We start from the raw sequence: 13042 nt of genomic DNA, 5'->3' as shown, positions 1-13042 counted from the left end.
GTTCAGCGAAGAAAGTCGGACGTCATCATGACCGACGTGAAAAGCCCACGAAGCGGCAATCCGAACCGCAAGGCCTCGGTCACCGCCCTCGCCTGCGCGGGTCTGGCGGTGGGCATGATCGGCTTGGCCTTCGCGTCAGCGCCGCTCTACGACATGTTCTGCAAGGCCACCGGCTTTGACGGCACGCCTCGCGTCGGGCTCGCATCGACGCAGGTCGCCACGGATGACAGCATGGTCGTCCATCTCGATACAAACGTCGCGTCGACCTTGCCCTGGCGCTTCGTCGCCGAGACGCCGAAGATCGAAGTTCGCCTCGGCGAGACGAAGACCGTGTTCTTCCGGGTCAAGAATACGGGGACGACCCCCTCGACGGGGATCGCGACCTACAACGTCCAGCCGGGACTGATGGGGAGCTTCTTCGTGAAGATCCAATGCTTCTGCTTCAACGAGCAGACGCTCCAGCCCGGGGAGACGATGGATTTCCCGGTGGTGTTCTACATCGATCCGGCCGTGAGAGCCGATTCGAACACCGCCCACCTGCAGGAGCTCACGCTCTCCTACACGTATTTCGCGTCTAAGAATGGCCAGCCCTCGGCCGCGCTCGCGACGACGGATGGCAAGAATGCGAAAACCAATTTCTGAGGCCATCAAAAATCTTGGCGGGACGCGTTTTCGACGCGCCAGATTTTTGAGGTCTCAAGCGTGACAACACTGCGCCGTCCCGATTAAGGGTTCCGGTGTAGCCGAACGTTCAGAAGGTCAGAGCCGTTCGCGGCATTGGGCCCGGGGTGAGGAGAAGAGTTAAGATGGCCGAGGCGCACGCCAAGAATCACGACTTCCATATCTTGAGCCCGAGCCCTTGGCCGCTGTTGGGTGCCTTCTCCGGCTTCCTCATGGCGTTCGGCGCCGTGTTCTGGATGAAGAGCCTTCAGATCGGCACGCTCAGCCCCGGTCCCTACATCTTCGGCGCCGGAACGATCGGCGTGCTCTACGTGATGTTCGCCTGGTGGCGTGACGTCGTCCACGAGGCGAATGCCGGCGACCACACCCGCGTCGTGCAGCTTCACCACCGCTACGGCATGATCATGTTCATCGCCTCCGAGGTGATGTTCTTCGCCGCCTGGTTCTGGGCCTATTTCGAGGCCGCCCTCTACACGGCCGACCCGATCCAGACCACGCGCCTGGACTTCACGGGCGGCACCTGGCCGCCGAAGGGTATCGAGGCGTTCGATCCCTGGCATCTGCCGCTGCTCAACACCCTGATTCTACTGACCTCGGGCACCACCATCACCTGGGCTCACCACGCCCTGCTCAACAACGACCGCAAGGGTCTGAAATACGGCCTGTGGCTCACGATCATCCTCGGCGTGCTGTTCACGGCCTGCCAGGCCTATGAGTACAGCCACGCGCATTTCGGCTTCTCGGGCAGCATTTACTCCGCCACCTTCTTCATGGCGACGGGCTTCCACGGCGCGCACGTCATCATCGGGACGATCTTCCTGGCGATCTGCCTTTACCGGGTCTATCTCGGCCAATTCACGGTCCAGCAGCATCTCGGTTTCGAGTTCGCCGCTTGGTACTGGCACTTCGTCGACGTGGTCTGGCTGTTCCTGTTCGCCTCGATCTACGTCTGGGGCGCCGGCACGGCGGCTCACTGAGGCGTCGGCCCGATCAGGGCCGAACGGTACGGCGAAGCGACACAGGTATGAGAAACAGGGCGGCGCGAGCCGCCCTTTTTCGTGCGATGGATCGTTCGGTTTCCCATATGCGGCAGAGGACAGACATGTCCGTCGCCGAGGAGCATGCATCGTGAATCAGCAGCGGCCGCTACCGCCTCCCATCCCGACCGGATTGCGTTGCCGCTGCCCCCGCTGCGGCGAGGGTGCGATGTTCGACGGATTCCTGACCTTCAAACCGTCCTGCGACGTCTGCGGTCTCGACTACTCGACCTTCAATGCCGGCGACGGGCCGGCCTTCTTCGTTATGTCCATCGTCGGCATCGTCGTCGTCGGACTGGCGCTTTGGCTCGAAATCACCTTCGAACCGCCGATCTGGGTCCATGCCTCCGTGGCCATCACACTCTCGGTCGGTCTCAGCCTGCTGCTGGTTCGACCGTTGAAGGGGATGCTGGCCGCCTTGCAGTTCGCCAATAAAGCCGAGGAGGGGCGCTTTCGCTGATGTCGACGGAAGTTCGTCCCGGTGCCCTGCGGTCGCTGCTCGCCCCGGGCATCGTCTCGCTGATCTGCCTCGCCATTCTGCTGAGCCTAGGTATCTGGCAGTTGCAGCGGAAGGGCGAGAAGGAAGCCCTGATCGGCCGCATCGTGGCCCGTTCGCGTGTCGAGCCTCCGGCGCCTCTCCCGGCGCGCGGGGATTGGGACGTGGCGCGGGACGAGTTCAAGCGCGTGCGGGTGACAGGGACGCTGCTGAACGACCAGGAGACGTTGGTCCACGGTCTCGCGGCCGGTGCCGTACCAGGTAATGCCCTGCAGGGTTTCTACGTGCTGACGCCCCTGAAGCGGGATGACGATGGAAGTCTCGTCATTATCAACCGTGGCTTCGTCCCCACCGAATTGAAAAGCCCGTCGCGGCGCCCATCAGGGCAGATCGCCGGATCGACGACGATCACCGGTATGCTGCGCGGCCCGGAGACCCGCACCATGTTCGTGCCGCCGCCGGAGCCCGCCAAGGGCGAGTGGTTCCATCGCGACATCGACGGCATCGCTGCGGCTCGGGGGCTGACCGTGATGCCCTACCTCATCGAGGCGGATGCCACGCCCAATCCCGGCGGCTGGCCGAAGGGGGGACAACTCCGGGTCGATCTTCCCAACAACCACATGCAATATGCCTTCACGTGGTTCGGCATCGCGGCCTGCCTCGTCGGCGTCTTCGGCGTCTTCGCCTGGAAACGTCTCTCCGACGTGGGGGACGATACGGCAGCGAACCCGGCCCGCTAGCGCTGGCGCTTCGTCGACGATGATGGCCCGCTCTTGCCGTCGGCAAGCGCCGCGCTATCCTGCACAGGGTCGCCCCGATTGCGGAGTGTGATCCATGCGTGCTGTCGCCTCACTGCTGATCGGTCTCCTGTCTCTGGCCGCGATCCATTCGGCCTCGCCGGCCCATGCCGCCGACGAAGCGGCGAAGCTGAAAGCTCGGGCGACGGTGGAGCGGCAGATCGAGGCGTTCCGCAAAGACGACGCGGCGACGGCTTATGCACAGGCCGCCCCGTCGATCCAGGGGATGTTCACCTCGCCCGAGACATTCATCGAGATGGTGCGGAAGGGATACGCCGCCGTCTACCGCGCCCGCAGCTTCAGCATCGACCGTGTGGAAGAGAGCGGCGAGGATGGGATCGCCCTCGGCGTCAAGCTGCAGGACGAAAACGGTATCGACTGGATGGCCCTCTACAGCCTCGAGAAGCAGAGCGACGGCGATTGGCGGATCAGCGGATGCCGCCTCGTCAAGGCGCCGGGCAGCGCCGCGTAGGGGGATGAACCGGTCGACATACCTCGGCGCCGAACGAAGGCGCGGGTCGAGCGGTTTCTGGATGAGGTTCGGACGCGCCGATCGATCCCGTCCCTCGGCGTCCCCGTCGCGGGCCGGCAGACTCTCTTCGCGCAGGCGGCAATTTCCCGCTTTCGACAGACCGACCCACATCGTGTAGACCGGCGCCCTTCCCGGAGGCCCCTTTGCTACACGTTTCGACCCGCGGCGCCGCGGCGCCCCTCAGCTTTTCCGATGCTCTCCTCGCCGGTCTCGCCCGCGACGGCGGTTTGTACCTGCCCGAGAGCTGGCCGCAGATTTCCCGTGACGCGATCGCCGGACTGGCGGGACAGCGTTATGCCGATGCGGCCAAGCTCGTCCTGCGGCCGCTGATCGACGGTGAGATCGCGGATGCCGATCTCGACCGGATGATCGAGGAATCCTACGCCACGTTCCGCCACCCCGCGGTGTGCCCGCTGGTGCAGCTCGACGACAACCTGTTTCTGCTGGAGCTCTTCCACGGTCCGACGCTGGCGTTCAAGGACGTGGCGATGCAGCTTCTCGGCCGGTTGATGGACCATGTCCTGCGGTCCCGCGGCTCGCGCGCCACCATCGTCGGCGCCACCTCGGGCGATACCGGCAGCGCCGCCGTCGAGGCTTTCCGCGGGCTCGATCAGGTCGATATCTTCATCCTGTTTCCCTATGGCCGCGTCTCCGAGGTGCAGCGCCGCCAGATGACCTCGGTGGGGGCGGACAATGTCCACGCCATCGCCATCGACGGTAATTTCGACGATTGCCAGAACATCGTCAAAGCCCTGTTCCAGCACGCGGATTTCGCCGATGAGCTGCGGCTCTCCGGCGTCAACTCGATCAACTGGGCGCGGGTCGCCGCGCAGGCGGTCTATTACTTCACCAGCGCCGTGGCCCTGGGCGCCCCGCACCGCCCCGTCTCCTTCGCGGTGCCGACAGGCAATTTCGGCGACATCCTCGCCGGATGGGTCGCCAAGCGCATGGGCCTGCCCATCGAACGCCTGATGATCGGCACCAACGCCAACGACATCCTGGCCCGCACCCTGGAACACGGTGCCTACGAGGTTCGCGGTGTTCAGCCGACCACCTCGCCCTCCATGGATATCCAGATCTCGTCGAATTTCGAGCGGCTTCTGTTCGAGGCCCTGGGCCGCGATGCGTCGAGCCTGTCGCGGCTGATGGCGGGATTGAAGCAATCGGGCGGATTCCATCTCGACGAGACGGTACTCAAAGCCGTCCGCGACGAGTTCGACGCGGCCTCGGTCCCCGAAGAGGCCGTCATCGCCGAGATCGCACGGGTGCACCGGGAGATCGGCATGGTCATCGACCCGCACACCGCTATCGGCGTTCATGCCGGCCGCCGCCTTCTCGAGAAGGATGCGAAGACGCCGGTCGTCGCCCTGGCCACCGCTCATCCGGCCAAGTTTCCGGATGCGGTCTCCCAGGCGACAGGCGGCCTTCGCCCTGTGCTGCCGCCGCATCTCGCCGACCTGCTGGATCGGAAGGAGCGCTTCGACCGCGTCGCCAACGACCAGGCGGCGGTGGAAGCCTTCATCCGCGCACATTCACGCATCACGGCCGGGAACTGAGACAGCATGAACCAGCATTTCGCGACCCATGGCGCCTCTCCCGGCCTGAAAGTATCCCGCCTCTCCAACGGCATCACCGTGACCACGGAGACGATGCCGGGTGTCGCGACCGCGACACTGGGAGTCTGGGTGGGCGCCGGATCGCGCCACGAGCGGGCCGATGAGGGCGGCCTCAGCCATCTCATCGAGCATATGGCGTTCAAGGGAACCGAGACCCGCTCCGCCCGCCGGATCGCCGAGGACATCGAGAATGTCGGCGGCGACATCAATGCCGCCACCAGCGCGGAGGGTACCAGCTACACCGCGCGCGTGCTCGGCGAGGATGCCGGCGTCGCGCTCGACGTGATCGGCGACATCCTCACGCGATCGGTCTTCGACGCGGGCGAACTCGCCCGCGAGAAGGGGGTGATCCTGCAGGAATACGCCGCCATCGAGGATACGCCGGACGACGTGGTCTACGAGGCCTTCACCGCGGCGGCTTTCCCGGATCAGCCGATCGGCCGTCCGATCATCGGCACGCCGCAGACCATCGCGAGCTTCGACCGCGACGCCATCGAAGCCTATCTCGCCCGCGAATACACCCCGGACCGCATCGTCGTGGCCGCAGCGGGCGCCATCTCCCACGAGGCCATCGTCGAGGCGGCCGAGCACCATTTCGGCGGGATGCCGGCGACGGTCGCCCCGGAAATGGTCCCCGGCACTTATGTCGGCGGCGAGAAGCGGATCCAGAAGAAGCTCGAACAGGCCAATCTCGTGCTGGGGCTCCCCGGACTCTCCTTCCGCGACGAAGACTATTACGCACTTCACATGTTCGCGCAGGTGCTTGGCGGCGGTCTCACCTCGCGGCTGTGGCATGAGGTGCGCGAGACCCGCGGCCTCGCCTACGAGATCCAGGCGTTCCACTGGTCCTTCGTCGATTGCGGCCTGTTCGGCATTGGCGCCGGCACGTCCGGCTCGGATCTCGCCGAACTCGTCGACGTGACCCTGGCCGCCACGGCGAAGGCGGCGCGTGACGCGGATTCGGTCGAGGTCGCTCGCGCCAAGGCCCAGGTTAAGGTGGCTTTGCTGTCGGCCCTGGAGACTCCCGGCGGTCGGATCGAACGCAATGCCCGCCAGATGCTGGCCTGGGGCCGGGTGATCCCGCCGCCGGAGGTCATCGCCAAGATCGATGCTGTCACCGTGGACGATGTGAGAGCGGCGGGTTTGCGTCTGCTCTCGGGCGCTCCGACGCTGGCGGCGATCGGGCCGATCAAGAAGCTTCCGTCCCTGGAGAAGATGAGGGGCGTGCTTCAGGCAAGCTGAGCAGCGTTCCCGGTTCGACGCGGATGCGCCGGACCGGGAACAGAAAAACGGAAAGTTCCTGGTCGCAATGGGTCCTGCCCCGTCAATGCCGCCGCGCGCAGCATTTTGGCGGTGAAGCTCCACCATCGTGAAGCGTTACCGGCTTGTTTTGGCCGCAAAGGAGCGCGATCCCATCCTCCTCGGCGCTACGCCAAGAAGCAGTGGGTGCCGCAATGCGAGGCAGACCGCTCGCCTTGTCCGTGGACCCCCCCCGCCGGTACGACTGGGCTACAAGCTGAGCCGTATTCCTCATCAGTGCCCGCCCGGCCGGAACACTCGCCCGTTGCGCAGATCCCTCTACGTCCTCAACGTTTTCGTCTCCCTGCTGATCGGCATCCTGGTAACGGGAGCGCCGGCTTCGGCCGTGGAAGCCGTGCGGGTGACCCTCGACGCTCCGGCCATCGACCTGACGCCGATGATCGAGCGCTACCGCTCCGATGGCGACCTGATCCAGATCTCCACCGCCCCCGGCAAGGACGGCATCGTCCGCCGCATCGTGGTGAAGGCTCGGGATAGTGGCGCACGACCGGACTGGATGGTGTTCGCGCTCACCAACGACACCGACGAGCAGATCGACCGGGTTCTCGTGGCCCCGCATTTCCGTCTCGTCGGGTCGGGGGTGATCTGGCCGGATCTGGGAGGCTCGCGCATCGCGGCGATCACGGCGAGCCAGGGCATCCGGCCCGAACGCGACGAGAACCCGGAAGCCGACCAGTTCGTCATTACCCTCGATCCCGGCGCGACCGTGACCTTCGTGGCCGAGCTGCATGGGCCGAACGTGCCGCAGGTCTATCTCTGGGACCAGGAAGCCTACCGCAAGAAATCCACCGGCCTGACGCTCTACAAGGGCATCATCATCGGTATTGCCGGCCTTCTCGCCCTGTTCCTCACGATCATCTTCGTGGTGAAGGGTGCGATCATCTTTCCGGCGGCCGCGGCTTTGGCCTGGGCCGTTCTCGCCTATGCCTGTATCGACTTTGGCTTTCTACAGCGGGTCTTCCCAGTCACCGAGGTGGCCGAGCGGGTCTACCGCGCATCCGCCGAGGCCGTGCTCGGCGCGACGCTCCTCGTCTTCCTGTTCGCCTATCTCAACCTCAGCCGCTGGCATGTACGCTACGGCCACGTGGCGTTCTTCTGGCTTGCCTTTCTCGCCGGCCTCGTCGGCCTTGCGGTCTTCGATCCGCCGGTCGCGGCCGGCGTCGCCCGCATCTCCATCGCCGCCGTCGCCGGCGTTGGCCTGCTGCTGATCGTCTATCTGGCCATTCATAACGGCTACGACCGCGCGATCCTTCTCGTACCGACCTGGTTCCTCCTTCTCGTCTGGGTCGTGGCTGCGGGCTTCGCCATCACCGGACAGATCGGCAGCGACCTCGTCCAGCCGGCCCTGATCGGCGGTCTCGTCCTGATCGTCATGCTCATCGGCTTCACGGTGATGCAGCACGCCTTCACCGGGGGCGGGATGACCCATTCCCTGGTCTCCGACACAGAGCGCCGCGCTTTGGCCCTGACGGGCGCCGGCGATGTGGTGTTCGATTGGGATGTCCCGGGAGACCGGGTCTTCGCCGGCCAGGAGATCGAGAGCCAGCTCGGCCTGAAGCGCGGCACCCTGGAAGGCCCGGCCTCGAACTGGCTCGGCCTCGTCCATCCCTTCGACGTGGACCGCTATTCGACGGCGCTGGACACGGTGATCGAAGAGCGGCGCGGTCGCATCGTTCACGATTTCCGCCTCCGCTCCACGGAAGGCCTCTATGTCTGGTACCGGCTGAAGGCCCGGCCGGTGATCGGGCCGGACGGCGAAGTCATTCGCATCGTCGGCACCATCTCGGACGTTACCGAAGTGAAGACGGCCGAGGAGCGCCTGCTCTACGACGCGATCCATGACAGCCTCACCGGCCTGCCCAACCGCGAATTGTTCAACGACCGCCTCGACGCCGCCCTCGCCTTCGCGAGTCAGGATGCGCGCCTGAAGCCGACGACGATCCTCCTCGACGTCGACCGGTTCAAGGCGATCAACGATGCCATCGGCCTCTCGGCTGGCGATTCGATCCTGCTCACCCTGTCGCGCCGTCTCGGCCGGCTGCTGCGCCCTCAGGATACCTTGGCCCGCATCGCCGGGGATGAATTCGGTTTGATCCTGCTGTCGGAGCGGGAGCCCGACCGCATCATCGCCTTCACGGACATGATCCGCCGGGCGATCGCCACGCCCATCACCTATGCCGACCGCGAGATCTTCCTCACGGTCTCGGTAGGGATCGTCCTGCATGAGGTCGGCACCGCCCTCAAACGCGAGGACGTCTTCAAGAACGCCGAGATCGCCATGATCCAGGCCAAGCGCAACGGCGGCGACCGCACCGAAGTATTTCGTGCCTCCATGCGCAACGAGCGCAGCGACCGGCTGATGCTCGAAGCCGACCTGCAGCGGGCGATCGAGCGCAACGAAATGAAGGTGCTGTTCCAGCCCGTCGTCCGCCTCGAGGACCGCACGGTGGCGGGTTTCGAGACGGTCCTGCGCTGGGATCACGCCAAGCTCGGCCGTATCCCCTCCTCCACCTTCATGCCGATCGCGGAGGAGAGCGGCTTCGTCGTCACGCTGGGCATCTTCGCGTTGGAGCGCACCGCCCTCGAACTCGCGGCCTGGCAGCGATCGCTCGATGTCGATCCCCCGATCTTCGCCTGCGTGAACGTGTCCTCGCGGCAGATCCTCCGACACGACCTGCTTCATGACGTGAAGACGATCATGGCCCGGTCGGGCGTCCTTCCCGGTTCGCTCAAGCTCGAATTCGGCGAGGGTCTGGTGATGGAGAACCCGGAATATGCGGCCCAGATGCTGAGCCGCATCCACGAACTCGGCGCCGGCCTGTCGCTGGACGATTTCGGCACCGGTTACTCGGCCCTGTCCTATCTCCAGCGGTTCCCGTTCGACACGATCAAGATCGACCCGACATTCGTGCGCCAGATGGCGGGCGGGCAATCGGTCATGCTGCGCTCTATCGTGAAGATGGCCCAGGAACTCGGCCTCGCCATCATCGCTGATGGGGCGGAGAACGAATCCGACGCGCAGACCCTGGCCGAGTTCGGTTGCGAATACGCCCAGGGGACGGCATTCGGCGATCCGATGTCGATGCTTCAGGCCCGCCAATTGGTCGGCGCGGCGCCTGAAGCGGCCTGATCGCCAAACCGTCACGGTTGAATTAAACGTCCCTTAACCATGATCGCGCATCGTCATGATCGAGATGGATCGAACGGCGCGGCATGACCTGCCGTTCGTCAGGAGGCGGGCGTGATGGCCGAAGCGGCATTGCGATTAGGCAACGAATTCGGTCACGGCGAGGATTTCGGCTCGGATATCGTCAGGCGTCTGATGGCCCGGCCGATCCGCACCGGCCCCACCCCGAAGCGCGCGGACGCCTCCCCGGTGGCTTTGCCGGCCGAGCCGGTAGTGGAGGCGGTCGAAGAGATCGCTCTCGACACCGATCTGGCGCGGCTGCGTTCAGAGATCCTGGTGATGAAGGCGGTGCTGCGGGCCGAGCGGGAAGAGAACGCCGGCATCCGCGCCAGCGTCGAACGCCTTGCCGGACCGGAGCCGCTGTCGCCGGAAGCCCGTGCCGTGCGCGACCGCTGGGCCGCCCTCGTGGACAAGCTTCTCGACGGACCTCGTTGAGGTTTCCGCCATCGGCCGGCGCACGTCACCCGACGCCGGCCTCCTTTCGACTTCTCTCATCCTCCGAGGCTCGACCATGAGCGCGCGCTGCTCGCTTGTCGTCAACGGCAAGGCCGTGCGGGTCTCGACCGGCGATACGCCGCTCGAAGCCGCCCTTGCCGACGGCGTCATCGCCCCCACGACCGGTCTGCACGGTTCCCATCTTCTCGGGCAGGGTTCCAACCCTTCGCCGCGCCGGGCGCAGGCCCGTCTGCACCGGGCCGAACCCGTCAAGCTCTCTTCACTCCGCCCCTCCAAGGCGGGCGAAAGCCTCGTCTTCGCCGAAGTGAAGCCGGCCGCGCAGGCGCGTCGGGTCGGTACGGTCACGCAGATCGCGCCGCTCGGCGCCCATGTGATCGAGGTCGTCGTCACGATCACGCGCCGACTCGATCTCGAGCCCGGTCACCAAGTGACCGCCACGTTCGAAGGGTTCGAACCGATCGACGTGAGCCCGACCCTGCGCCTCGACGGTACGACGGAGCTCAACGAGCTCGTCTTCCACCTCCGCCTCGGACATGCGTGCAACGCGATCACTCACGCCCTCGGCGAGGAGATCCTTCTCGGACATCCGGTCAAGATCAAGGGGCCGGTCGGGCGCGGCTATTATCGCCCCGGCGGCGGCCGACTACTGCTGGTGGGCCGGGAGACGGGCTTCGCCCCGATCTGGTCGATCGCCCGGGCGGCGCGCTACATCGAGCCCAACCGCGAGATCGTGGTGGTGATCGGCGCCAGCGATCCCCTCGACCTGTACATGCGTCCGTCGCTCGATTGGCTCAAGGCCACGGGTGTGTCGCGGATCACCCTCGTCGCCGACAGGATGAGGCAGCGGCCTCCGGACGTGCGTCCCGGTCCCCTCACGGCGCATCTCAGTGGCCTGAAGACCACCGATGTCGTGCATGTGGCGGGGGATGCCTCCACCGTGGGCGCCGTCGAGGTTCTGGCGGCGGGTGCCGGAGCGCGGTGCTACCCGATCCTGATCCCGCCGGGTCTTTAGCCGCGGCGCCTCGTACTGAGCGGCGCTGATCCCGGCCGATCGCGATCAGACCGTTCGGTGGATGAGCAGACAACCTTGAGCTCACTCGTCGCCGCCCGATATCAGGCGTCGTCCTCGACGGCTTCCGCCGACCCGCGAAACCCGGTGGCCAGCACGTAGAGCTCGCTCGAATCGGCACGGCTCGCCGAAGGCTTCACGTGGCGCACCAGGGTGAAGTCGCGCTTCAGGTCGGCGAGCAGGGTACCCTCGGTCCCGCCCTGGAAGACCTTGGCGAGATAGGTGCCTCCGGGCGCCAGCACCTCGCGGGCGAATTCCGCGGCGGTCTCGGCCAGGCCGATGATGCGCAGGTGGTCCGTCTGCTTGTGGCCGGTGGTGTTGGCCGCCATGTCGGACATGACGATATCGGCCTGACCGCCGAGGAGATCGATCAGCCGCTTCGGAGCGTCGGGATCGAGAAAGTCCAGGGTGATGAACTCGACGCCGACCATCGGCTCGATTTCGAGCAGATCGATGCCGACGATACGGCCGCTCGGCCCAACGATCTTGGCGGCGACCTGAGACCAGCCTCCGGGCGCCGCGCCCAGATCGATGATCTTCTGGTTCGGCTTCAGGATCTTGAAGCGCTCGTCGATCTCGAGGAGCTTGAAGGCCGCGCGCGAGCGGTAGCCCTCGCGCTTGGCCCGCGCCACGTAGGGATCGTTGAGTTGCCGTTCGAGCCACCGCTTCTGAGACGCGGTGCGGCCGCGCCCCGTCTTCACCCGCTGCTTGAGATCGCCTCGCAACCCGCCGCCCGCGCCACGCCTGTCGGTCAACGGTAGCCTCCGCGGCGCCAGACGCCGTCTTCGCGCATCATGTTCATCAAGAGACCTTCGCGCAGCCCCCGGTCGGCGATGCGAAGCCGTTCGGAGGGGAATGCCCGGCGGATCGCTTCCAGAATGGCGCAACCCGCGAGGACGAGATCGGCGCGATCGCGGCCGATACAGGGATTGTCTGCCCGCTGGTCCAGGCGGGTGTCGAGCAAATCGTCGATGGCATCGCTCACGTCGCCATCGCTCATCCACAGCCCATCGACGCGGCGGCGCTCGTAGCGCGCGAGACGCAGATGCATGGCGGCAAGGGTCGTCACCGTTCCCGAGGTGCCGAGAAGATGAAAATGCCGGGCATTCGCGGCGGGTGCGGCGCGGATGGCGAAGCGCGACAGCATGTCGGCCACCTCCTCCACCATGCCCTCGAACATCAGGCGTGTGACGTCGGCGGCACCGTGCCGCTCGGCCAGCGTCACGACGCCGACGGGAAGCGAATCCCAAGCGCGGATCCGCAAGGTGGGGTCCGCAGACGGGTTCGTGGCCGCGCCATCGAGCCAGGCGATCTCCGTGGACCCGCCGCCGATATCGAAGATGACGACCGATTCGGAGTAAGGATCGGCCAGGGCCGCACAACCGGTGACCGCGAGATAGGCCTCGGTCTGTCGGTCGACGATCTCGAGGTCGAGGCCCACCTCGTCTCGCACGCGCGCCACGAAATCGGCCCCGTTCACGGCGAGCCGGCACGCCTCCGTGGCAATGATCTTGGCACGGGCGACGCCACGCGATTCCATCTTGGCGCGGCAGACCCGCAAAGCCTCCAGCGTTCGCTCCACGGCGGCATCGCTGAGACGATCGGACGTCCCGAGCCCCTCACCGAGGCGGACGATCCGGGAAAACGCGTCGATCACGCGAAAGCCGTGGGAGGCAGGCTCGGCGATCAGCAGGCGGCAATTGTTGGTCCCCAGGTCGAGGGCGGCATAGGTGTTACGCCGTCCGGGGCGAAATCCCGCCGCCGGTGAACGACCCGTATCCGGCAAGGCGGGGGCGGCGTTCGGTGAAGTCGTGCCGGCCATGGGGCGGGCCGGCGTCATGGCGGCACTCT

General features: G+C 66.0%; 12 protein-coding genes. 10 read left to right on the top strand and 2 right to left on the bottom strand.

Annotation, left to right across the window (positions count from 1 at the left end; translation table 11 throughout):
• Nucleotides 1-27: 27 nt before the first annotated feature.
• The 10 genes from ACYQML_RS10020 (at nucleotide 28) to ACYQML_RS09975 (ending at nucleotide 11134) form a co-directional block, all read left to right on the top strand.
• Entirely contained in the window at nucleotides 28-642 is a 615-nt protein-coding gene (locus ACYQML_RS10020; protein ID WP_056431440.1) for a cytochrome c oxidase assembly protein, read from the top strand.
• 164 nt (nucleotides 643-806) lie between these two features.
• Entirely contained in the window at nucleotides 807-1658 is an 852-nt protein-coding gene (locus tag ACYQML_RS10015; protein ID WP_056431442.1) for a cytochrome c oxidase subunit 3, read from the top strand.
• Nucleotides 1659-1809: 151 nt separating this feature from the next.
• A complete protein-coding gene (locus ACYQML_RS10010) occupies nucleotides 1810-2178 on the top strand; it encodes a DUF983 domain-containing protein (RefSeq protein WP_461235450.1) in 369 nt (122 codons plus the stop codon).
• Nucleotides 2178-2954, top strand: coding sequence for an SURF1 family protein (locus tag ACYQML_RS10005; protein ID WP_461235449.1), 777 nt, complete (start codon nucleotides 2178-2180; stop codon nucleotides 2952-2954). Before ACYQML_RS10010 ends, ACYQML_RS10005 begins: the two co-directional genes overlap by 1 nt.
• Nucleotides 2955-3048: 94 nt before the next feature.
• Nucleotides 3049-3483: a DUF4864 domain-containing protein gene (locus tag ACYQML_RS10000; protein WP_461235448.1), complete on the top strand. Its 435-nt coding sequence runs from the start codon at nucleotides 3049-3051 to the stop codon at nucleotides 3481-3483.
• Between the two features lie 203 nt (nucleotides 3484-3686).
• The gene (thrC, locus tag ACYQML_RS09995; RefSeq protein ID WP_056431453.1) at nucleotides 3687-5099 is read left to right on the top strand and encodes a threonine synthase; all 1413 of its coding nucleotides are present in this window, start codon (nucleotides 3687-3689) and stop codon (nucleotides 5097-5099) included.
• 6 nt (nucleotides 5100-5105) lie between these two features.
• Nucleotides 5106-6401, top strand: coding sequence for a M16 family metallopeptidase (locus ACYQML_RS09990; protein ID WP_419951872.1), 1296 nt, complete (start codon nucleotides 5106-5108; stop codon nucleotides 6399-6401).
• A gap of 322 nt (nucleotides 6402-6723) precedes the next feature.
• The gene (locus ACYQML_RS09985; protein WP_461235447.1) at nucleotides 6724-9609 is read left to right on the top strand and encodes an EAL domain-containing protein; all 2886 of its coding nucleotides are present in this window, start codon (nucleotides 6724-6726) and stop codon (nucleotides 9607-9609) included.
• A 114-nt stretch (nucleotides 9610-9723) separates the two neighbouring features.
• Nucleotides 9724-10101, top strand: a complete 378-nt coding sequence (locus ACYQML_RS09980; RefSeq protein WP_207411522.1) for a hypothetical protein — start codon at nucleotides 9724-9726, stop codon at nucleotides 10099-10101.
• Between the two features lie 76 nt (nucleotides 10102-10177).
• Entirely contained in the window at nucleotides 10178-11134 is a 957-nt protein-coding gene (locus ACYQML_RS09975; protein ID WP_419951875.1) for a ferredoxin reductase domain-containing protein, read from the top strand.
• A 101-nt stretch (nucleotides 11135-11235) separates the two neighbouring features.
• Here ACYQML_RS09975 and ACYQML_RS09970 read toward each other — a convergent pair whose 3' ends face one another.
• Together ACYQML_RS09970 and ACYQML_RS09965 are read right to left on the bottom strand one after the other, a co-directional pair.
• Nucleotides 11236-11946: an RlmE family RNA methyltransferase gene (locus ACYQML_RS09970; RefSeq protein WP_461235446.1), complete on the bottom strand. Its 711-nt coding sequence runs from the start codon at nucleotides 11944-11946 to the stop codon at nucleotides 11236-11238.
• Nucleotides 11943-13031 (bottom strand): Ppx/GppA phosphatase family protein, encoded by a 1089-nt coding sequence (locus ACYQML_RS09965; RefSeq protein ID WP_405030588.1) that lies wholly within the window; start codon nucleotides 13029-13031, stop codon nucleotides 11943-11945. The genes ACYQML_RS09970 and ACYQML_RS09965 overlap by 4 nt, the downstream gene beginning before the upstream one ends.
• Nucleotides 13032-13042: the final 11 nt, after the last annotated feature.

The sequence above is a fragment of the Methylobacterium sp. CM6244 genome (assembly GCF_054817885.1).
This window is presented reverse-complemented; position numbering and strand designations above follow the sequence as displayed.

Excerpts from the sequence above, each read along its gene's own strand:
- ACYQML_RS10020 (WP_056431440.1), top strand. The coding sequence starts at position 28 with ATGACCGACGTGAAAAGCCCACGAAGCGGCAATCCGAACCGCAAGGCC.
- ACYQML_RS09980 (WP_207411522.1), top strand. The coding sequence starts at position 9,724 with ATGGCCGAAGCGGCATTGCGATTAGGCAACGAATTCGGTCACGGCGAG.
- ACYQML_RS10015 (WP_056431442.1), top strand. The coding sequence starts at position 807 with ATGGCCGAGGCGCACGCCAAGAATCACGACTTCCATATCTTGAGCCCG.
- ACYQML_RS09990 (WP_419951872.1), top strand. The coding sequence starts at position 5,106 with ATGAACCAGCATTTCGCGACCCATGGCGCCTCTCCCGGCCTGAAAGTA.
- ACYQML_RS10000 (WP_461235448.1), top strand. The coding sequence starts at position 3,049 with ATGCGTGCTGTCGCCTCACTGCTGATCGGTCTCCTGTCTCTGGCCGCG.
- ACYQML_RS09975 (WP_419951875.1), top strand. The coding sequence starts at position 10,178 with ATGAGCGCGCGCTGCTCGCTTGTCGTCAACGGCAAGGCCGTGCGGGTC.
- ACYQML_RS10005 (WP_461235449.1), top strand. The coding sequence starts at position 2,178 with ATGTCGACGGAAGTTCGTCCCGGTGCCCTGCGGTCGCTGCTCGCCCCG.
- ACYQML_RS09965 (WP_405030588.1), bottom strand. The coding sequence starts at position 13,031 with ATGACGCCGGCCCGCCCCATGGCCGGCACGACTTCACCGAACGCCGCC.